Below are 19059 nucleotides of genomic sequence, written 5' to 3'. Positions count from 1 at the left end.
TCGTCAAAACTCAATACACCCGCTCGACCTTCAATCCGCGTTTACGCAGTAAATCCGGCACGCTCTTGTCGCCCACCAGATGCAGCACGCCGATGGCGGCCAGGCTGGACTTTTCGCGCGCAAGCAACTTGGCGATGCCGTCGGCCAGGGCCGGGTTGCGGCCGTCCAGCAACACCTTTTGCACGAACTGCGCGGCGAACGAGGGGTCTGTGGCCGCCTTCGCCGCCAGCTTGTCGAAGGCGGCTGCGTCGGCGTTGCGCCAGGCGTTGGCGATCTCGCGCGCTTCCTGGCTTTGTTCCTGGTCCTCGATCGAGGCAACGCCGTCTTCCAGGAAGCGGCACTGGTCGACCGGCGACATGGCGCCGAACAGCGCCATCTGGCCTTCCATCGACTCGAGTTCCACCACGGGGATCTTGCGCGCCTTGGCTTGCTGCGACAGGTAATTGTCCACCGCCAGGTCCGAGCGGTAGCCAAGCGTGGAAAATTCGCCGATGGCCAGCACGCTGGCCAGCATCCACGGCTTCATCGGCGCCACCGCTTCGGGCGCGATGCCGTATTTTTGCAACAGCGGCGCCAGGCGCGGGGCCAGGGTCTGGCGGCAGTCGACAGGCACTTTGCTGCCCGGCGCCTCCATGCCGTATTTCAGCACGGCGCTGACGGCCTTGCGCGGATCGGCGCCGGGATCGATCTCCAGCGCCAGCGCGCCAGCGCCGTCCAATGCCCGCGTCACGGTCGGCTCGAGCGGATAAAAGTCGGGTGCGCCGACGTGGATGGTACCGAACAGATACAGGGTGTGGCTGGCGTCCTGCACCTTGAACAGCGCGCCCCGGTTTTGCGCCACGGCCGGCGCTTCCGCCAAGGCCGACTGCAACGGCAGCAAGAATAATCCGCAAAACATCACTATAATCTGGCGTCGCATGGTTTTCCTGATTGTTGAATTGTTCATCTTCTCTCGCTAGCAAAGACTCCTGTGCCTGTGTCCCATCTTAACCGCTCGTCGCCGGTCTGGCTGTTTGACCTCGACAACACGCTGCACAATGCCTCGCACGCCATCTTCCCCACCATCAAGGCCAATATGAATACCTATATTGCCCGCGTACTGGGCGACGGCGTGACGCCGGCCGACGACGCCATCGTCAATGCGGCGCGCGCGGCCTACTGGCGCCGCTATGGCGCCACCTTGCTGGGCATGGTCAAGCACCATCAGGTGCAGGCCGCGCATTTTCTGCACGAGACGCATGCCTTCGACGATTTGCGCGCCATGATACGCGCCGAGCGGGGGCTGGGGGCTTTACTCAAACGCCTGCCTGGCCGTAAAATTTTACTCACCAACGCGCCGCTGCGCTATTCGAGCGACGTGATGCGCCACCTGGGCTTGCGCCAGCATTTTTCACACCACGTCTCCATCGAGGCCATGCACGTGCACCGCCAGTTGCGGCCCAAGCCTTCGACCCTGATGCTGCGCAAACTGATGCGCAAGCACCAGATTCGCCCCGGCCGCTGCATCCTGGTGGAAGACACCCTGGCCAACCTCAAGGGTGCGAAAAAACTGGGTCTGCGCACGGCCTGGATCACGCAATACCTGAAAATGGCCGATCCGATCGGCGTGGCGAAGTTGCCCAAGGCGTTAAATCGCCCCGCTTACGTCGATGTCAAAGTAAAATCTGTCCGGCATTTGGCACGCCGCCTTCACCGTCTGCGTTGAAGGGGATTCCTGGGCTTCCGGTTGACACTGGAAGCCGCACCGCTAGCGGCGGTGACGGACCTCCCCATCAAGGCAGCATTTTTTTTAACGACAAGAGAAAATATGGCAAGCACACCGCCGGGCCAACGCAGGCTACAAATTCTTCAGGCCCTCGCCGCAATGCTGGAGCAGCCGAAAGGCGAAAAGATCACCACCGCCGCACTGGCGGCCAGACTGACCGTATCGGAAGCGGCCCTGTACCGCCATTTCGCCAGCAAGGCGCAAATGTTCGAAGGGCTGATCGAATTCATCGAGTCGAGCGTCTTCGGCCTGATCAACCAGATCGCGGAAAAACACAGCGACGGCATGACGCAGACGCGCGACATCATCGGCATGCTGCTCAATTTCGCCATCAGCAATCCTGGCATGACGCGCGTGCTGATCGGCGACGCGCTGGTCAATGAGGACGAGCGCCTGCAAATGCGCATGAACCAGTTCTACGACCGCGTGGAACTGGCGCTCAAGCAGGCCTTGCGCGTGGCCGCCGCCGAAGGCCATGGCAAGGAAAGCGAAGTGGCGGCGCGCGCCACCCTGATCGTCAGCTTCGTCATCGGGCGCTGGCACCGCTACGCCAAGAGCGGCTTCAAGATCAATCCATCCCAGGAAGCGGCGCTGCAAATCGCCATGCTGCTGGGGTAAGTCACCGCCGCGGCTGTCCCCATGCATACCGACTGTTTCGCCCTGCTCGACGACGCCAGCACCCCGGGCGCCGGTTCGCGCCTGTACACGGGCCTGGCGGCGGTCTTGCGATGCAGCGAGGGGCAACAGTGGCCGGCCCTGCTGGAAGGGCTGCAAGAGGCCTTGCAGCGCGGCCAGCACGCCGTCAGCGTGTGCAGCTACGAACTGGGCGCCCACTTGCTGGCCATGCCGCCGCGCGCGGCCAGGCCTGACGCGCCGCCGCTGGCGCAGGTGCTCGTCTTCGAGCATTGCACGCAGCTGTCGCAGGACGAGGTGGCGCAGTGGCTGGACGCGCGCGTCGACACGGACGCCGCGCCTGCCGGCGTGGCCGGCATCGAAGCCAATGTCGACCAGGCCGAATTTACGCGCGCGCTGCACCGCATCCACGACTACATCGTGGCCGGCGACACCTACCAGGTCAACTACACGTATCGTTTGCGCTTCGACGCCTTCGGCTCGCCCCTGGCCCTGTATGCGCGGCTGCGCGCGCGCCAGCCCGTGCCGTATGGTGCGCTGGTGATGCTGCCCGATGGCGGCGCCCTGCTGTCGCTGTCGCCGGAGCTGTTCGTGCGCCATGCGCAAGGCGAGCTGACGGCGCGTCCCATGAAAGGCACGGCGCCGGCCGCCCCTGCGGATCAAACGTCAGAAAACGCGCGCCGCGCCACCGCCCTGGCCAACGACCCAAAAAACCGCGCGGAAAACCTGATGATCGTCGACCTGCTGCGCAACGACATCGGCCGCATCGCCGCCACGGGTTCCGTCAAGGTGCCCGCACTGTTCGAGGTGACGCGCTACAGCAGCGTGCTGCAAATGACGTCCACCGTACAGGCGCGCCTGCGCGACGACGCCAGCCTGGCCGACATCTTCGCGGCCTTGTATCCGTGCGGCTCGATCACGGGCGCACCGAAACGCCGCACCATGGAAATCATCGCCGAACTGGAACCGGCGCCACGCGGCATCTACACGGGCGCCATCGGCTGGTTCGATCCGCCATCTTCCAGTCAGGCCGTCGGCGACTTTTGCATGTCCGTGCCGATCCGCACCCTGGCCTTGCAGCCGGCTGGCCCTGGCGGCATCCGGCGCGGCGAAATGGGCGTGGGCGCCGGCATCGTGCTCGACAGCGACCCGCAGGAAGAATTTGCGGAATGCCAGCTCAAGGCCCGCTTCCTCACGGGCCTCACGAATGAATTCGAACTGTTCGAAACCCTGCACGCGAGCCGTGCCGACGGTTGCCGCCAGCAGGAGCGCCACCTGGCGCGCCTGGCCGCCTCCTGCGCCTACTTCGGTTTTAGCTGGGATGCCGACGCTGCCCGCGCCGCGCTGCAGGCGGCTTGCACGGCGCGCCCCGACGATGTCCCTTTCCGACTGCGTCTGGCGCTGCGCCACGACGGCCGGTTCACGGTGCAAAGCGGCGTTCTCACCGCCTTGCCGGAGACGGTCAACGTCATGCTGGCGCCCGACACAACGACTGCCGGCGACCTGTTCCTGCGCCACAAGAGCAGCGTGCGCGCGCGCTATGACGCGGCCTGGCGCGCGGCCGAGGCACAAGGCGGCTTCGACATGCTGTTCTTTAACGAACGGGGCGAGCTGACGGAGGGCGGGCGCAGCAATGTCTTCGTGCAGCTGGACGGCCGCTGGCATACGCCGCCCCTGTCCTGCGGCCTGCTACCCGGCGTGCAACGCGCGGCCATGCTGGCCGATCCCGCCTGGAATGCGCAGGAAACCGTCATCACGCGCGCCATGCTGGCGCGGGCCGAAGCGATCATCGTGTGCAATGCGCTGCGCGGGGCGATGCCGGCACAGATTATCGCTAGCGCCTGAAACCGTTCAGGGCAAGGCGCATTGCCGAAGGCAGTGCGAACGCACGACGAGGCACTGCAACGCCGCCATGGACTGTTTCAGCCGCTAGATATCCACCTGCATTTCATAGCCGCCATAGATCATCCGCTTGCCATCGAACGGCAGCTTGGCCGGGTCCATCATCTCGGCCAGGCGCGGGTCTTTCATGACCTTGTCGTTGATTTCATCGCGCTTGGCGCGCGACTCATACACGATCCATGAAAACACCACCACTTCGCCATCCTGCAAGTCCACCGCTTGCGGGAACGAAGTCAGCTTGCCCGGCTTGACATCGTCGCCCACGCATTCGCGAAATTCCAGCGCGCCGTACTCTCGCCACACGGCGCCGCAACTGCGCGACATGGCCAGGTAGGCATCGAGCTTGGCTTTCGGTACGGGCACGACAAATCCATCGACATACGCCATGATGTTCTCCTTTGTTGTGACAAACGCGAACAACCAGCTTAGGACAATGATGGCAAGACGACAAGCGCGGCATTAAAAAAAAAGCAGGCGATCAAGCCTGCTTGTGTCTCTGCGCGCCTTACAGCGCCAGCGCTTTTTCCACCGCGCCAACGAGTTTCTTGTCGTCCGGCGTCACCTTGCTGGGGAAGCTTTCCACCACTTTGCCGTGGCGGTCGATCAGGTATTTATGGAAATTCCAGGCCGGGGTCTTGCCCGTCTGTTTGATCAGGTCCACGTACAGCGGATTCGGCGCAGGGCCGGAAACGACCGATTTGGAGAACATGGGGAACTTCACGCCATAGGTGTTGTAGCAGAAATCGGCGATTTCCTTGCTGTTACCGGGCTCCTGCTTGCCGAAATCGTTCGACGGGAAGCCCAGCACCACCAGGCCCTTGCTGCCGTACTTGGCGTACAGCGCCTCGAGTCCTTCATACTGATTGGTAAAACCGCAATAGCTGGCCGTATTCACCACCAGCACGACCTTGCCCGCATACTGGCACAGGTTTTGCGGCGCTTCATCCTGCAGGCGGTTGAAGGTCTGCTTGAGGATGGCGGGGCAAGCGGCTGGCGCGGCAGCGGCAGCGGCAGCGGCAGCGGCAGCAGCAGCAGCAGCAGCAGCAGCAGCAGGGGCAGCGTCGGCCGCATGGGCCGGCATGGCCAGGCCGGCGCCGGCGGCAAGGGTGGTCAGTGCAAACAGCTGGGCAAGGGTCTTGGACATGAAGGGCACCATGGTTGAACGGAAAAAAACCATTCTATGTCAAACGCCGCGCGCGCGTACAAGACGGACAACAATGACAATTGCTTGAGCGACATCAACGACGGTGCAGTACTTGCCCAGCGCACAGTTTTTTTACCTATGCTCGGCCTTCCTGCCCTTGCCCTGTGGAGCCGCCATGCCCTTCCCGCACCTGACCGCGCACCTGACCACACTAACCACCGCCCTCCTGGCCGCCAGCCTGTTCATCCTGGCGCCAGGCGCGCACGCCGCCACGGCCGCCAAAGCCGCCAAGCCCGCCGCGACCAAAGACGCCCCCGCCCTGCCCGGCTACCAGGCGGACCTGCGCCAGACCACGGTATCCGGCCTGTCCTCGGGCGGCTTCATGGCGGCGCAGTTTGCCGTCGCCTACTCGGCCACGGTGGCCGGCGCCGGCATCATCGCGGGCGGCCCGTATTTCTGCTCGGGCCAGCCGGGCCGCTTCCCCTACATTCCCTACCTGACGAATGCCTTGAGCACTTGCATGAATCCCGGCAGCGCGCAGGTGGCGCCGCCCGTCGCCAGCGAATTGCTGCGCGCGGCGAACGATTTTGCGCGCGACCATCTCATCGACGACACGGCCAATCTGAAGCGCCAGCGCGTGTATCTGTTCAGCGGAACGAAAGACCAGACCGTGACGCGGCCGGTGGTGGAACAGGTGGGAAAATTCTATCAACTGGCGGGCACGCCGGCGGCGCAGATCCGCTTCGTCGACACGCTGGGCGCGGGCCACGCCATCCTCACCGACAGCAATGCCGACAAGCCTTGCGCCGTGACGGAATCGCCGTTCATCAACGATTGCGACTACGTGCAGGCGCGCGACATCCTGCAGCACCTGTACCCGGACCTGCAACCGTCGGCGACCACCCTGACGGGCAAGCTGATCGCCTTCAACCAGCGCAGCTTCATCCAGAATTCGTACTCGAGCATGAGCAATACGGGTTACGCCTACATTCCGAAAGCCTGCGACAGCGAGAGCTGCCGCGTGCACGTGGTGTTCCACGGCTGCCTGCAAACGACGCAGGCCATCGGCGACCGTTTCTATACGAGCACCGGCTACAACCAGGTGGCGGACGCCAACAAGATCATCGTGCTGTATCCGCAGGCCGAACCGAGCCCCGTCTACCCGTACAACCCGAAAGGCTGCTGGGATTTCTGGGGCTACACCAGCATCAATCCGATCGATCCGGATTTCTACCGCAAGAGCGGCACGCAGATGGAAGCGGTCAAGGGCATGCTGGACCGGTTAGGATCGGCTCGCAACAGCCATCGATAACGGACGTAACGGATGCTTGAGAAAATCGTAGCGAGCGGCAACGATTTCTGGCTAAGAAGCGCAGCTGTACTGAGTACGGGGCCGCCGAGGCAGCGAGCATCGCAGGCCGGAAAGCGCGCCGCGCAGTAGATTTAATCAAGCATTCTAGATCCCGCCCATGCAGATGTACTTGATGACCAAGTAATCTTCGATACCGTAGGTCGACCCTTCACGGCCCAGGCCCGATTGCTTGACCCCGCCGAAGGGGGCGATCTCGTTCGAGATCAGGCCCGTGTTCACGCCGACCATGCCCGTTTCCAGGCCTTCGGCCACACGCCAGATGCGGCCGATGTCGCGCGAATAGAAGTAGGCGGCCAGGCCGAATTCCGTGTTGTTCGCCAGGGCGATCACTTCATCGTCCGTCTTGAAGCGGAACAGCGGTGCCAGCGGGCCGAAGGTTTCCTCGGTGGCCACGCGCATGTCGTTCGTCACGTCGGCGATGATGGTCGGCTCGAAGAAGCCGTTGCCCAGCGCATGGCGCTTGCCGCCAGCGAGCAGGCGGCCGCCCTTGCCCAGCGCGTCGGCCACGTGTTCTTCCACCTTGGCCACGGCCTTGGCGTCGATCAGCGGGCCTTGCGTGACACCGGCCTCGATGCCATTGCCCACCTTCAGCTTGGCCACTGCCGCCACCAGCTTGTCGGCAAACGCGTCATACACGCTGTCCTGCACATACAGGCGGTTGGCGCAGACGCAGGTCTGGCCCGCGTTGCGGTATTTCGAGGCGATGGCGCCTTCCACTGCCGCATCCAGGTCGGCGTCGTCGAAGACGATGAACGGCGCATTGCCGCCCAGTTCCAGCGACAGTTTCTTGATCGTCGGCGCGCACTGTTCCGCCAGCAGGCGGCCCACCTGGGTCGAGCCCGTAAACGTCAGCTTGCGCACGATGGGGTTCGACGTCATTTCGCCGCCGATGTCTTTCGGCGCACCCGTGACGATGCTGAACACGCCCGCAGGCACGCCCGCGCGCTCGGCCAGCACGGCCAGCGCCAGCGCGGAAAACGGTGTCGCTTCCGCCGGTTTCAATACCATCGGGCAGCCGGCGGCCAGGGCCGGGCCGACCTTGCGGGTGATCATGGCGGCGGGGAAATTCCATGGCGTGATGGCGGCGCATACGCCGATCGGCTCCTTGGTGACGACGAGGCGGCGGTCAGGCCATGGCGACTGCAGGGTCTCGCCCGCCACCCGCTTGCCTTCTTCGGCGAACCACTCGATGAACGAAGCGCCGAACTGCACTTCGCCCTTCGCTTCCGGCAGGGGCTTGCCCTGCTCGGTGGTCATGATCAGCGCCAGGTCGTCGGCGTTTTCCAGGATCAAGTCATGCCAGCGGCGCAGCACGGCCGCGCGCTCCTTGGCCGTCTTCTTGCGCCAGGCGGGCCAGGCGGCATTGGCCGCCTCGATGGCGCGGCGCGTCTCGGCTGCGCCCATCAGGGGCACGGTGCCGATATGCTCGCCCGTGGCGGGATTGTTCACGTTAATCGTCTGGCCACCATCGGCATCGACCCAGGCTCCATTCACGTAAGCCTGGTGACGCAACAAGGTAGGATCTTTCAACTGCAGCATATGGATCTCCGGTCTGGTTTGAATTATCGACGAGGGATACTATGCCACAGCGCGGCCGATTCCGCAGGCACGGAACGGATTTACTCGACCTTGAAAGACGACAGTTTCGGGTCCGGCGCCGGGTATTCCAGCTTCATGCCCTGCAGGGTTTCCAGCAGCAGGGAGGCGACCACCAGGTTGCGCTGGGTCTTGGAGTTCGATGGCACCACATACCACGGCGCGTGGTCGGCATCCGTCTCGCGGATCGCCGTTTCATAGGCGCGCTGGTAGCCATCCCACTTCTTGCGCTGGGCGATATCGTTGGGGTCGAACTTCCACTGGCGGTCGGGATCGTCAAGCCGCTCCTGCAACCGTCCCCGCTGCTCGTCCTTCGAGATATGGAGGAAGATTTTCAGGATGACGGTGCCCGTTTCGCTCAGCATGCGTTCGAAATCGCGGATCTGCGCGTAGCGGCGCTGGCATTCGGCCTTGTCGATCATGTCCTGCACGCGCGTGATCAGCACATCTTCGTAATGGCTGCGGTTGAAGATGGCGATCTCGCCCTTCACGGGCACGTGCTGGTGCACGCGCCACAAATAATCGTGCGCCAGTTCGATGTCGGTCGGCCCCTTGAACGCGATGGCGCGGATGCCCATCGGGTTGATGTTGCTGAAGATGGCCTTGACCGTGCCATCCTTGCCCGACGTATCCATGCCCTGCAGGACCAGCAGCACCTTCTTTTTGTGCTGCGCGTACAGCATGCTCTGGCACTCGGCGATCTGCGCCGTCAGGGCCACGGTTTCCTCGCGGTCCATGGCCTTGCATTGGGCTGGCGTCAGCTTCTTGTTCGCCGCCTTGGTGGCCGCGCCCAGCAGACGCTTGCCGGCGAAATCCTCGTTCAGCTCGAAGTCCTTGCCGGCGCGAAATTGCGTGCGCGCCTTCATGCCGCCACCGCCAGCTTGCGGTGCTCGATTTTTGTGCAGTGATCCATCACCACGTCCAGCCCTGCGGCCCGCGCCAGCTGTGCCGCCTGCTCATTGACGACCTCGAGCTGCAGCCACAGGCAGCCGGCCTTGACGGCGATGGCCTCCTCGGCGATGGGCACGATGTCTGCGGATTTGCGGAAGCAGTCGACGATGTCGATGCGCGCCGGCGCGACGGCAGCGGCCGCCTCCGTCAGATTGGCGTAGGCGCGCTGCCCCAGCACGTCGCGCCCGGCCAGGGCCGGATTGACGGGCAAGACGCGGTAGCCATGGCGCAGCAGGTAGTCGGCCACTTCATGGCTGGCGCGTTCGGGCTTGTCGGACATGCCGACGATGGCGATGATGCGGCTGTCTTGCAGGATGCGGGCGATGTTGGACATATTCTGGTCTATGAGGCGTGCGACATTGCCCGCCTAGCGTAGCAGAAAAAACCTACTGCGCGGCGCGATTTGCGGCCTCCGATGCTCACTGCCTTGGCGGCCCCGTGCTTCGCACAGCTCCGCTTCTCAGCCACAACTCACATCCGCTCGCTACGGTTTTCTCAGCAGGACGTTACTGAGAACGCACGGCCGCCATCTTCGCCACGAAAGCCTGTGCGCGCGCCGTCACGGCCCCGTAATCACCCGTGGCGCCCGGGCCACTGAGGCTGCTGCCGATTCCCACGGCCACGGCGCCGCTGGCAAACCATTCATTGAGATTCTCCACCGTCACGCCGCCCGTCGGCATCAATGGCGCTTGCGGCAGGGGCGCGCGCAGGGCCTTGATGTAGGCGGGGCCGAACATCTCGGCGGGGAAGACCTTGACGATGTCGGCGCCCGCCTGCAGGGCCGTGACGATTTCCGTCGGCGTCATCGCGCCCGGCATGGACAGCACCTGGTAGCGCTGGCACAGCGCGATGGTGTCCACGTTGACGCTGGGCGAAATGATGAACTGGGCGCCAGCCAGGATGGCGGCGCGCGCCGTCTCCGTATCGAGCACGGTGCCCGCGCCCAGCAGCACGTCAGGGCCATGACGTTCGCGCAAGGTGCGCAGCACGCCCAGGGTATCGGGCGTGGTGAATGCCACTTCCAGCGCCGTGATGCCGCCGGCGATGCACGCCTCGGCGATCCGCAGCGCCGCATCGGGCGTATCGGCGCGCACGATGCCGACCATGCCCCGTTCGAGGATGCCATTGAAAACCACGTGTTTTTGCATATGCTCTCTCCTGTCAGGCCGGCAGGGCGCCAAAGCGCACTTCCGGCAAACCGCGCACGCCCACCTGGCGCGCATGAAACAATCCGCCGGCGAGCGGCTCGTCCGCCAGCTGGGCCGGGCTCAAGCTTTCCTGCGCCGTCGTGACGAACAATTCGTCGTAGTGCGGGCCGCCCAAACTCACGCAGCTGGGCTGCGAGACGGGCAGGCTGACCTTGCGCTCGACGCTGCCGTCCGGCGCAAAGCGCAAGACCCTGCCCGCGCCCCACTGCGCGCTCCACAGGTGGTCATCCGCATCGATGATGGCGCCATCGGCGGCGCCCGGTCCCGGGTCGAGCACGGCAAACACGCGCACCCGGCTGGCGTCGCCCCCCAGGTAATCGTCCCAGCGGTAGATGGCCTTTTTCATCGAGTCGCAGAAATACATGGCCGTGCCATCGACGCTGAAGCAGATGCTGTTCGAGATGGCGATCTGCGGCAGCGGCAAGCGCTCCAGGCTCAAGTCCAGGTTGAGGCGGTAAAAGCTGCCGATGGCATCGCGGCACGGGCGCTCATCGAGCGTGCCGAAGACAAAGCGTCCCTGGCGGTCGCAGCGGCCATCGTTCAGGCGCGTCATGGGCAAGTCCGCCTCCACCGTGTGCAAGCGCGTGACGGCCCCGCTGCGCGCGTCAAACCAGGCCAGGCCCGAGGCCAGGCCCAGCAGCAGCACGTCGTCGCTATCCGTCAGCGCAAAGCAGGCCAGGCGCTCGGGCATGGCCCAGCTCTGGCGCTCGCCCGTGGCCAGCACCAGCGCATGCAGCTGGCAGCCTTCGATATTCGTCCAGAAGACGCGGCCGCTGCGTTCGCACCAGCGCACGCCCTCGCCCAGGAAATTCTGCGCATCGACCAGTAATTGCGCCTGTGTCCCCATCATTTTTTTCCTTCCCTTCAATGAGACTCGCGCGGAACGGCCGAACCCCGGCAACCGACGAGGAAGTCCAGATCCGCGCCTTCGTCGGCCTGCGTCACGTGCTTGATGTACATGGCCTGATAACCGCCCTTCATGGCCGGCGGCGGCGCGCTCCACTCGGCACGCCGGCGCGCCAGCTCGGCCTCGTCGACGTCCAGGTGCAAGCGGCGTCCCGCCACGTCCAGTTCGATCATGTCGCCATCGCGCACCAGGGCCAGCGGCCCGCCCACGGCCGCTTCCGGCGCCACGTGCAGCACCACCGTGCCGTAGGCCGTGCCGCTCATGCGCGCGTCCGAGATGCGCACCATGTCGCGCACGCCCTGCTCCAGCAGTTTTTTCGGCAGTCCCATATTGCCCACTTCGGCCATGCCCGGATAGCCCTGCGGGCCGCAATTTTGCAGCACCATCACGCAGCTGGCGTCGATATCGAGGGCGGGATCGTCGACGCGCTTTTTATAGTGCTCGATGCTGTTGAAGACAACGGCGCGGCCACGGTGCTGCATCAGCTCGGGCGAGGCGGCCGAGGGCTTGATGACGGCGCCGCGCGGGGCCAGGTTGCCATGCAGGACGGCGATGCCGCCCTCGTCCTTGAATGGCTGCGCCAGCGGCGTGATCACCTCGGGATTGAAATTTTCCGCTTCGGCCACGTTGACGGCCATGGTGGCGCCCGTGACGGTGAGCGCCTCGCCATGCAATTTGCCCAGCAGGTCGCGGATGATCACGGGCAGGCCGCCCGCGTAGTAAAAATCTTCCATCAGGTACTGGCCCGACGGCATCAGGTTCAGCAGGCAGGGAATGTCGCGGCCCAGGCGGTCCCAGTCGCCCAGGCGCATGTCCACGCCGATGCGCCCGGCAATGGCCAGCAGATGGATCACGGCATTGGTCGAGCCGCCGATGGCGCCGTTGACCATGATGGCGTTTTCAAACGCTTCGCGCGTGAGGATCTGCGACAGTTTCAGGTCTTCATGCACCATGTCGACGATGCGCCGCCCCGTCAGCTGCGCCTGCAGCTTGCGGCGCGCATCGACGGCGGGAATGGCCGCGTTGCCGGGCAGGGTCACGCCCAGCGCTTCGACCATGCTGGCCATGGTCGAGGCCGTGCCCATGGTCATGCAGTGGCCGGCCGAACGCGACATGCACGATTCGGCCTGCTTGAATTCGGCTGACGTCATGCGCCCGGCGCGCACGTCTTCGGAAAATTTCCACACGTCCGTGCCCGAACCGATCGGCTTGCCACGGTAATTCCCGTTCAGCATGGGGCCACCCGACAGCACGATGGTGGGCAAGTCCACGCTGGCCGCGCCCATCAGCAGGGCTGGCGTGGTCTTGTCGCAGCCCGTCAGCAGCACCACGCCGTCGATCGGGTTGGCGCGTATCGATTCCTCGACATCCATGCTGGCCAGGTTACGGAACAGCATGGCCGTCGGGCGCAGATTCGTCTCGCCCAGCGACATGACGGGGAATTCGACGGGAAAGCCGCCCGCCTCGAGCACGCCGCGCTTGACCATCTCGGCCAGGTCGCGGAAATGGCCATTGCAGGGCGTCAGTTCGGACCAGGTATTGCAGATGCCGATGACGGGGCGGCCATCGAAGGCGTCGCTGGGATAGCCCTGGTTCTTCATCCAGCTGCGGTGTATAAAACTGTCCTTGTCGTCGCCACCAAACCACGATTGCGAACGCAAGGGACGCTTGTTCTTGTTGCTGCTCATACTGTCTCCTGCGGGGAAATCAAGCCGCGCGCGGCGGCGATCAGCAGCGCACCGTGACCGGCCAGATAGTCTTGCTGCTGGTCGTCGACGATGATGCGCTTGCCATAAAAAAATCCGTGTTCTTCGATCAGCAGCCCGAGCGCCTGGCGCAGCATGGGCTTGCCGGTAATGACGAGCGGGCTATCGGGCCGCATCTGGATGGCCGTGCTGTTGCGCAGCGCCAGCAGGTCGCCGCTAAGGACGGCGCCCATCAGGAAATTGGCCCGCTCATTGCATTCGATGGCGCTGAACTGGCCCAGGGTGCGCACGCTGAAGCAGGCGCGCGCCAGTCCCGTTTTTTGCGCCGCGGCCGCGCCGGCCAGCAGCATTTTCGGCACCAGGGTTTGCGCAAAACCGCCATCGACCGATTGCTTGATCAGGGTGTGCTGCGTGATCGCCTGCAGCAATTCGCCCGCGATGGTGGTGCTGCAGCCGAGGATGCGGCGCTGCTCGTCCACGCTGATCAATTTGGTATGCGAGCCGGGCATGATCAGGGTCGCCGCGCCCCGCAACTGCAGGCGCTCGAGCAGTGCGACGACTTCCGTCTCTTCGCCGCGCATCATGTCCATCGCCTCGACGTTGTGCAGGCCGACGGCGCCATGCTGGTTGCGCACGCCGGGAATCAGCCACAGGGGCTGCGCCAGCACGTCGGGCAAGTCCACCGCCTGCATGCCTTGCGCCAGCTGGGCCAGGCCGGCGGGCGCCGGCAAGTGCGGCACTTCCCGCACGCCCATGGGCGAAGTGATCATGCCCGAGGCCACTGCCAGGTCCACGTCGGATGGCGCGAGCCCCGCGCTGGCCAGCACGCTGGCGATGGTGTCGCGCAGCGCCTGTTTCAGCGCGCCGTTATGGCCATCGATGGCGGTATTGCGCACGCCCGTTTCCAGCTGCGCCTGGGCGACGACGGCGCCTGCGCGCCACAGCAAGGTACGCGTATTGGTGGTGCCGGCATCGATGGTGAGTATGTTCATGGGCAGGTTCGCAGCGTCGGTCAGGACAAAAATGAATGAGGGAAAAACTACCCCATGGTAGAACTGCCCCGCATATCTGACCAATCACTTATTTGACATCATTGATACCGGTTCGGATATGTCAAATGCGTCAATATCCTGCACGCCCAAACGGTAGGCAAGGCTGAAGCGCCTCACCTGTCCCGGCTGCAATTGCACGCCCTGCGCCAGCAGGGAAAAACAGCGCGCATCGGAATACAAACGGCAACTGTCCTGGGTGCTGGAAAAACGCAGGACCCGGCCCGAAGCGGGGTCGGCAACCCGCGCCGCCTCGCGCAGCTGGCCGCTGCCCGTCCAGTAAAAGTCATGCCGGAAGCCCGGCAAGTGCACGAGCGCGGGCCAGGCCAGGCGTGTAGCGAGCGGCGCCGGCTGGCGAAAATCAAACGCGCTGCCCGCCACGTCGAGCGGAGCGCTGCAAGAATGGCCGCCAGGCCAGTAGCGGTCGGCGGCCAGGCGCAGCACATGATCGCCCACGGCGGCACGGCGGCCCTGCAGATTGAACAGGGGCGCGGCCAGCGCAAAACGGGAAACCGTCTCGGCCGTGGCATCACAGTCGAGGTGCAAGCTGCCATCCTCGTCAAGCCGGTAGGCCAGGCGCACGGACAGGCCGTCGTGCGCCAAGTGCAGCAGCAAGTGGCCGTCGTCCGGCGGCGCGCACTGCCAGGCCGTGGACGCACGCGCTGCAGGGGGCGCCGCGCCCAGCACGTCGGCCAGGCGGCCATAGCGGTCGGGCGCCCACCAGGCCCGCACGCTGGCATCGTGCGCGTCGATGGCCACGCGCATGCCGCGCGCGTTGCGCAGCAGATGCATCATGGCGCCTGCCCGGGGGCAGGCGGCGGCCGGCTGCGCTGCTGGAATTCGCGCGGCGTGCAACCGAGTTCGCGCTTGAAGACGGCATGCATGTATTGCACCGTGGTAAAGCCGCAACGCACGGCCACCTCGGCCACCTGCCCGGGCCCCCGCGCCAGCAGGGTCTTGGCCGCATCGAGCTTGAAATGCAGGATTTCGTCGTGCACGCTGCGCCCCAGCTCGTGGCGGAAGTGCGCCTCGAGCGAGGAGCGCGACACGCCCACGTAATCGGCCACCTGCTCCGTCTTGATGCCCTGGCAAGCGTACTGGCGGATGAAATGGCGCGCCTGCATCACCTGCGGATGCTGGAAAGGCTGGTGGCGCGTGGAAGCGAGCACGTTCAGGCCGGCCGGCGGCACGAGGATGCGCGTGCCGGACAGGCGCGCGCCATTCAACATCTGGTGCAGCAGATGCGCGGCCGTGCGGCCCATTTCCTCCGTGCCCTGGATTACGGAACTCAAGGGAATGCGCGTGAGCATGCGCGCCAGCGGGTCGTTGTCGATGCCGATCAGGGCCACTTGCTCCGGCACGGCGATCCCCGCATGCATGCACGCTTGCAGCAGCTGGCGCGCGCGCGCGTCACTGACGGCGATGATGCCGACGGGTTTTTCCAGGCTGTTGAGCCAGGCGATCTGCTGCTCCACCGCCTCGTCCCACGAGGGCGCGCTGGTGGCGACGCCCCGGTACACGTCGGCGCGCATGTGGTCGCGCTCCATCAGGGCGCAAAACGCCGTTTCGCGCTCCTGCGCCCAGCGGTTGACGTCGGCCTCGGGCAGGCTGAAACAGGCGAAACGCGTCAGGCCCGCTTCCACCAGGTGTTCATAGGCCAGCTTGACGATCTTGAAATTATCGGTCGCCACATACGGGATGCCGGCCGGGTAATCCTCGGCGCGCGCATACGAGCCGCCCACGGCCACCACGGGCAGGCGGCTATGGGCCAGTGCTTCGCAGACGGCGGGATCGTCGAAATCGGCGATGATGCCGTCGCCCTGCCAGCGTTCGATGCCGGGCAGGCGGCAGCGAAAATCCTCTTCCAGGAACAGGTCCCACGACACGCGCGTCGTGTTCAGGTAGGCGGCGATGCCCGCGATGATGTCGCGGTCGTAGATCTTGTTCCCGTTAAACAGCAGCGCGATCCGGTGCGCGGTCGGCATCTTCATGGTGTCTCCTCCCGTGCCAGATCGTTTCACGGCTAACGACGCCCTGCTCGCGTGCTGACATCGACCCACACGGCCAAAGTGAGGATACTGCCTTTCACGATCATCTGCCAGTAGGTGTCCACGTCCAGCATGGACATGCCGTTATCGAGGCTGGCCATGACCAGCGCGCCGATCAGGGCGCCGTACACGGTGCCCGAGCCGCCGCGCATCGAGGTGCCGCCGATGAAGCAGGCGGCAATCGCATCGAGTTCGCTGAAGGTGCCGGCCGAGGGCGAACCGGCGGCCAGGCGGCCCGTATTGATCAGGCCCGCCAGCGCACACATCAGGCCCATGATGCCGAAGATCCACAACTTGACGGCTTTCACGTTGATGCCGGACAGGCGCGTCGCTTCCATATTGCTGCCGACGGCGTAGATGCGCCGGCCGAACACGGTCTGGCTCGTGATGTAGCTGAACAGTCCCAGCAAGGCCAGCAGCAACAGCACGGGCAGCGGGATGCCTTCATAGCCGTTCAGGGTTTGCACGAAGGCATACAGCACGGCGCCGATGACGGCCAGGCGCAAGCCGTCGGCCCAGGGCGCCGTCTGCGGCAAGCCATGCTGCGCGCGGCTGGCGCGCGCGCGCCACGTCAAAAAGGCGGCCAGCAGGAACAGGCCGATGCCCAGCACGATGCCGGGCACTGCGGGCAGATAGCCCTGCCCCAGGTAAACCATCGGCTCGGAGACGGGTGCGATCGTGATGCCGCCCGTGATGCCCAGCAGGACGCCACGATACGCGAGCATGCCGCCCAGGCCCACGATAAAGGAGGGGATACCCCGGTAGGCAGTCAGGTAGCCATTCAAGAGGCCGATCACCAGGCCGCAGCCGAGTACGGCCGCCAGGTTCAGCGCCAGCGGCCAGTGCTGCGTGACGTCCAGCACGGCGGCGATGCCGCCGAGCAGCCCCAGCAGGGAGCCGATCGACAGGTCGATCTCGCCGGCGATAATCACCAGCACCATGCCGCAGGCGAGGATGCCGGTGACGGACATCTGGCGCAGCAGGTTCGACAGGTTGCGCGGCGTGAGGAAACTGCCCTCCGTCTTCCACGAAAAGAAGGCCCAGATCAGCGCCACGGCGATCAGGAGGGCCAGCATCTTGTATTGGGTGAACAGCTGTTTGATACTGTGCGGTTTCATGCTGCGGGTTCCTTGTTTGCGGTGTTGGCGGCGGGTGCCGGGCGCTGGTCGAGCGCGGCCGCCAGCACGGTTTCCTGGCTCAGGCCATCGTTGATAAAGTCGCCGCGCAGGCGGCCTTCGCCCATCACCAGAACGCGGTCGGACACGCCCAGCACTTCGGCCAGTTCCGACGAGACCATGATGATGGCCACGCCACGGTCGGCCAGCGCCAGCATCAGTTTGTAAATTTCATATTTGGCGCCCACGTCGACGCCGCGCGTGGGCTCGTCGAGGATCAGCACGCGCGGGCGCGTCAGCAGCATCTTGGCCAGCACGGCCTTTTGCTGGTTGCCGCCCGACAGGCTCGTGATGGGCAGTGACGGGCTGGCCGCCTTCAGTTCCAGCTGGGCGATCTCGCCGCGCACGGCCGTCAATTCCGCCTCGCCATCGATGCGCGTGGCGCGCGCGAATTCCTCCAGCACGGCCAGCGTGATGTTCTGCCCCACGTCGAGGTCGGGCACGATGCCGTGGTGCTTGCGGTCTTCCGGCACCATGGCCAGGCCCATGGCAATGGCCTTTTGCGGCGAGCCCGTATCGATGCGGCGGCCATCGAGCCACACTTCGGCCTGGCACGGCCCCTGGTAGGCGCCGAACAGGGCCGAGACGAGCTCCGTGCGCCCCGCCCCCACCAGGCCGGCGATGCCGAGGATCTCGCCCTTGCGCAGGGTGAACGACACATCGTCGACCCGCTTGCGCTGCGGGTTGTCGGCGTCGATGCAGGTCACGTGGCGCGCCTCGAACAGCACTTCGCCGATGGCCGCCGGCTGCACGCGCTGCGGATACAGCTGGCTCATTTCGCGGCCCACCATCTGCGCGATGATGCGCTCGACGTTCATCTGCGCCATCGGCGTGGTGGCGATATGCTTGCCGTCGCGGATGACGACGATGGTGTCGCAGATGGCCGCCACTTCATCGAGCTTGTGCGAAATGTAGATGCAGGTGACGCCCTTGGCTTTCAGCGCGCGCAGGATATCGAGCAGCACGGCGATTTCCGACGCCGTCAGCGACGACGACGGCTCGTCGAGGATCAGCAGGCGCGCATTCTTGTTGAGCGCCTTGGCGATTTCCACCAGCTGCTGGTGGCCGCCGCCGTAATTCATCACGGGCTGCGCCACGTTCAGTTCGGGAATTTTCAGTTCGCGCAGCAGTTCGTCGGCGCGCTTGTACATGGCCGCGTAATGCATGCGCCCGCCGGGCAGGGTCAGCTCGCGGCCCATGAAGATATTCTCGGCCACGGACAGCTGCGGCACCAGCATCAGCTCCTGGTGAATGATGATGATGCCCGCGTCTTCCGTGTCGCGGATCGATTGCGCGCGCAGGGGCTGGCCCTCCCACAGGATCTCGCCATCCCAGGTGCCGTGCGGGTACACGCCGGACAGCACCTTCATCAGGGTCGACTTGCCGGCGCCATTCTCGCCGCACAGGCCGATGCACTCGCCGGCCCGCACCTGCAGGTCGATGCCGTCAAGCGCGCGGACACCGCCAAACTGTTTGACGATGCCTTTCATTTCAAGCAGATAGTCGGACATGCTCACTCTCGTTGCGGATACGGGGGAAATGTCGGATTACGCGACGCCCATGGCGCCGCTAATCCGACCTACAGCCGATGCGGACGGCCGAC

General features: G+C 65.0%; 18 protein-coding genes. 4 read left to right on the top strand and 14 right to left on the bottom strand.

What is annotated here, in order from left to right; translation table 11 throughout:
- Positions 1 to 10: 10 nt before the first annotated feature.
- On the bottom strand, positions 11 to 880 hold the full coding sequence (locus tag CLU90_RS19090; RefSeq protein ID WP_232731259.1) for a TraB/GumN family protein: 870 nt from the start codon (positions 878 to 880) through the stop codon (positions 11 to 13).
- 90 nt (positions 881 to 970) lie between these two features.
- Here CLU90_RS19090 and CLU90_RS19085 point away from each other — a divergent pair, with 90 nt between their 5' ends.
- The 3 genes from CLU90_RS19085 (at position 971) to pabB (ending at position 4243) form a co-directional block, all read left to right on the top strand.
- Complete coding sequence (locus CLU90_RS19085) at positions 971 to 1705, top strand: pyrimidine 5'-nucleotidase (RefSeq protein ID WP_100428683.1); 735 nt, start codon at positions 971 to 973, stop codon at positions 1703 to 1705.
- A gap of 102 nt (positions 1706 to 1807) precedes the next feature.
- On the top strand, positions 1808 to 2383 hold the full coding sequence (slmA, locus tag CLU90_RS19080; RefSeq protein WP_100428682.1) for a nucleoid occlusion factor SlmA: 576 nt from the start codon (positions 1808 to 1810) through the stop codon (positions 2381 to 2383).
- A gap of 21 nt (positions 2384 to 2404) precedes the next feature.
- The gene (gene pabB, locus CLU90_RS19075) at positions 2405 to 4243 is read left to right on the top strand and encodes an aminodeoxychorismate synthase component I (RefSeq protein ID WP_100428681.1); all 1839 of its coding nucleotides are present in this window, start codon (positions 2405 to 2407) and stop codon (positions 4241 to 4243) included.
- Between the two features lie 84 nt (positions 4244 to 4327).
- Here pabB and CLU90_RS19070 read toward each other — a convergent pair whose 3' ends face one another.
- Together CLU90_RS19070 and CLU90_RS19065 are read right to left on the bottom strand one after the other, a co-directional pair.
- Positions 4328 to 4687, bottom strand: a complete 360-nt coding sequence (locus CLU90_RS19070) for a DUF1428 domain-containing protein (protein ID WP_092713240.1) — start codon at positions 4685 to 4687, stop codon at positions 4328 to 4330.
- A gap of 118 nt (positions 4688 to 4805) precedes the next feature.
- Complete coding sequence (locus CLU90_RS19065) at positions 4806 to 5444, bottom strand: glutathione peroxidase (protein ID WP_100429512.1); 639 nt, start codon at positions 5442 to 5444, stop codon at positions 4806 to 4808.
- 175 nt (positions 5445 to 5619) lie between these two features.
- Between CLU90_RS19065 and CLU90_RS19060 the strand changes: the two genes are divergently transcribed.
- The gene (locus CLU90_RS19060; RefSeq protein ID WP_100428680.1) at positions 5620 to 6756 is read left to right on the top strand and encodes an extracellular catalytic domain type 2 short-chain-length polyhydroxyalkanoate depolymerase; all 1137 of its coding nucleotides are present in this window, start codon (positions 5620 to 5622) and stop codon (positions 6754 to 6756) included.
- Positions 6757 to 6900: 144 nt separating this feature from the next.
- On the opposite strand, the gene gabD is transcribed toward CLU90_RS19060, so the two are convergent.
- From gabD to xylG, 11 genes are all read right to left on the bottom strand, one after another.
- A complete protein-coding gene (gabD, locus tag CLU90_RS19055) occupies positions 6901 to 8355 on the bottom strand; it encodes an NADP-dependent succinate-semialdehyde dehydrogenase (protein ID WP_100428679.1) in 1455 nt (484 codons plus the stop codon).
- Between the two features lie 80 nt (positions 8356 to 8435).
- On the bottom strand, positions 8436 to 9278 hold the full coding sequence (locus tag CLU90_RS19050) for a PPK2 family polyphosphate kinase (RefSeq protein ID WP_092713234.1): 843 nt from the start codon (positions 9276 to 9278) through the stop codon (positions 8436 to 8438).
- Positions 9275 to 9697, bottom strand: coding sequence for a CoA-binding protein (locus CLU90_RS19045; RefSeq protein WP_092713232.1), 423 nt, complete (start codon positions 9695 to 9697; stop codon positions 9275 to 9277). Before CLU90_RS19045 ends, CLU90_RS19050 begins: the two co-directional genes overlap by 4 nt.
- A gap of 172 nt (positions 9698 to 9869) precedes the next feature.
- Positions 9870 to 10511, bottom strand: a complete 642-nt coding sequence (locus CLU90_RS19040) for a bifunctional 2-keto-4-hydroxyglutarate aldolase/2-keto-3-deoxy-6-phosphogluconate aldolase (protein ID WP_100428678.1) — start codon at positions 10509 to 10511, stop codon at positions 9870 to 9872.
- A 13-nt stretch (positions 10512 to 10524) separates the two neighbouring features.
- On the bottom strand, positions 10525 to 11421 hold the full coding sequence (locus tag CLU90_RS19035) for an SMP-30/gluconolactonase/LRE family protein (RefSeq protein WP_442906704.1): 897 nt from the start codon (positions 11419 to 11421) through the stop codon (positions 10525 to 10527).
- A gap of 14 nt (positions 11422 to 11435) precedes the next feature.
- The gene (araD, locus tag CLU90_RS19030) at positions 11436 to 13166 is read right to left on the bottom strand and encodes an L-arabinonate dehydratase (RefSeq protein WP_092713228.1); all 1731 of its coding nucleotides are present in this window, start codon (positions 13164 to 13166) and stop codon (positions 11436 to 11438) included.
- Positions 13163 to 14176, bottom strand: coding sequence for a 2-dehydro-3-deoxygalactonokinase (locus CLU90_RS19025; RefSeq protein ID WP_100428677.1), 1014 nt, complete (start codon positions 14174 to 14176; stop codon positions 13163 to 13165). Before CLU90_RS19025 ends, araD begins: the two co-directional genes overlap by 4 nt.
- A gap of 84 nt (positions 14177 to 14260) precedes the next feature.
- Positions 14261 to 15028 (bottom strand): aldose epimerase family protein, encoded by a 768-nt coding sequence (locus tag CLU90_RS19020; protein WP_100428676.1) that lies wholly within the window; start codon positions 15026 to 15028, stop codon positions 14261 to 14263.
- Entirely contained in the window at positions 15025 to 16224 is a 1200-nt protein-coding gene (locus CLU90_RS19015; protein ID WP_046681867.1) for a XylR family transcriptional regulator, read from the bottom strand. The genes CLU90_RS19020 and CLU90_RS19015 overlap by 4 nt, the downstream gene beginning before the upstream one ends.
- Positions 16225 to 16256: 32 nt before the next feature.
- On the bottom strand, positions 16257 to 17399 hold the full coding sequence (locus tag CLU90_RS19010) for a sugar ABC transporter permease (protein WP_086137310.1): 1143 nt from the start codon (positions 17397 to 17399) through the stop codon (positions 16257 to 16259).
- Entirely contained in the window at positions 17396 to 18967 is a 1572-nt protein-coding gene (gene xylG / locus CLU90_RS19005) for a D-xylose ABC transporter ATP-binding protein (protein WP_100428675.1), read from the bottom strand. The genes CLU90_RS19010 and xylG overlap by 4 nt, the downstream gene beginning before the upstream one ends.
- Between the last annotated feature and the right edge of the window lie 92 nt (positions 18968 to 19059).

This window comes from Janthinobacterium sp. 67, assembly GCF_002797895.1.
GTDB lineage: Bacteria > Pseudomonadota > Gammaproteobacteria > Burkholderiales > Burkholderiaceae_D > Janthinobacterium.
This window is presented reverse-complemented; position numbering and strand designations above follow the sequence as displayed.

What these genes read in the sequence shown, in the direction of transcription:
- slmA (WP_100428682.1), top strand. Translation starts at nt 1,808, where the DNA reads ATGGCAAGCACACCGCCGGGCCAACGCAGGCTACAAATTCTTCAGGCC.
- pabB (WP_100428681.1), top strand. Translation starts at nt 2,405, where the DNA reads ATGCATACCGACTGTTTCGCCCTGCTCGACGACGCCAGCACCCCGGGC.
- CLU90_RS19070 (WP_092713240.1), bottom strand. Translation starts at nt 4,687, where the DNA reads ATGGCGTATGTCGATGGATTTGTCGTGCCCGTACCGAAAGCCAAGCTC.
- CLU90_RS19065 (WP_100429512.1), bottom strand. Translation starts at nt 5,444, where the DNA reads ATGTCCAAGACCCTTGCCCAGCTGTTTGCACTGACCACCCTTGCCGCC.
- CLU90_RS19060 (WP_100428680.1), top strand. Translation starts at nt 5,620, where the DNA reads ATGCCCTTCCCGCACCTGACCGCGCACCTGACCACACTAACCACCGCC.
- gabD (WP_100428679.1), bottom strand. Translation starts at nt 8,355, where the DNA reads ATGCTGCAGTTGAAAGATCCTACCTTGTTGCGTCACCAGGCTTACGTG.
- CLU90_RS19050 (WP_092713234.1), bottom strand. Translation starts at nt 9,278, where the DNA reads ATGAAGGCGCGCACGCAATTTCGCGCCGGCAAGGACTTCGAGCTGAAC.
- CLU90_RS19045 (WP_092713232.1), bottom strand. Translation starts at nt 9,697, where the DNA reads ATGTCCAACATCGCCCGCATCCTGCAAGACAGCCGCATCATCGCCATC.
- CLU90_RS19040 (WP_100428678.1), bottom strand. Translation starts at nt 10,511, where the DNA reads ATGCAAAAACACGTGGTTTTCAATGGCATCCTCGAACGGGGCATGGTC.
- CLU90_RS19035 (WP_442906704.1), bottom strand. Translation starts at nt 11,421, where the DNA reads ATGATGGGGACACAGGCGCAATTACTGGTCGATGCGCAGAATTTCCTG.
- araD (WP_092713228.1), bottom strand. Translation starts at nt 13,166, where the DNA reads ATGAGCAGCAACAAGAACAAGCGTCCCTTGCGTTCGCAATCGTGGTTT.
- CLU90_RS19025 (WP_100428677.1), bottom strand. Translation starts at nt 14,176, where the DNA reads ATGAACATACTCACCATCGATGCCGGCACCACCAATACGCGTACCTTG.
- CLU90_RS19020 (WP_100428676.1), bottom strand. Translation starts at nt 15,028, where the DNA reads ATGATGCATCTGCTGCGCAACGCGCGCGGCATGCGCGTGGCCATCGAC.
- CLU90_RS19015 (WP_046681867.1), bottom strand. Translation starts at nt 16,224, where the DNA reads ATGAAGATGCCGACCGCGCACCGGATCGCGCTGCTGTTTAACGGGAAC.
- CLU90_RS19010 (WP_086137310.1), bottom strand. Translation starts at nt 17,399, where the DNA reads ATGAAACCGCACAGTATCAAACAGCTGTTCACCCAATACAAGATGCTG.
- xylG (WP_100428675.1), bottom strand. Translation starts at nt 18,967, where the DNA reads ATGTCCGACTATCTGCTTGAAATGAAAGGCATCGTCAAACAGTTTGGC.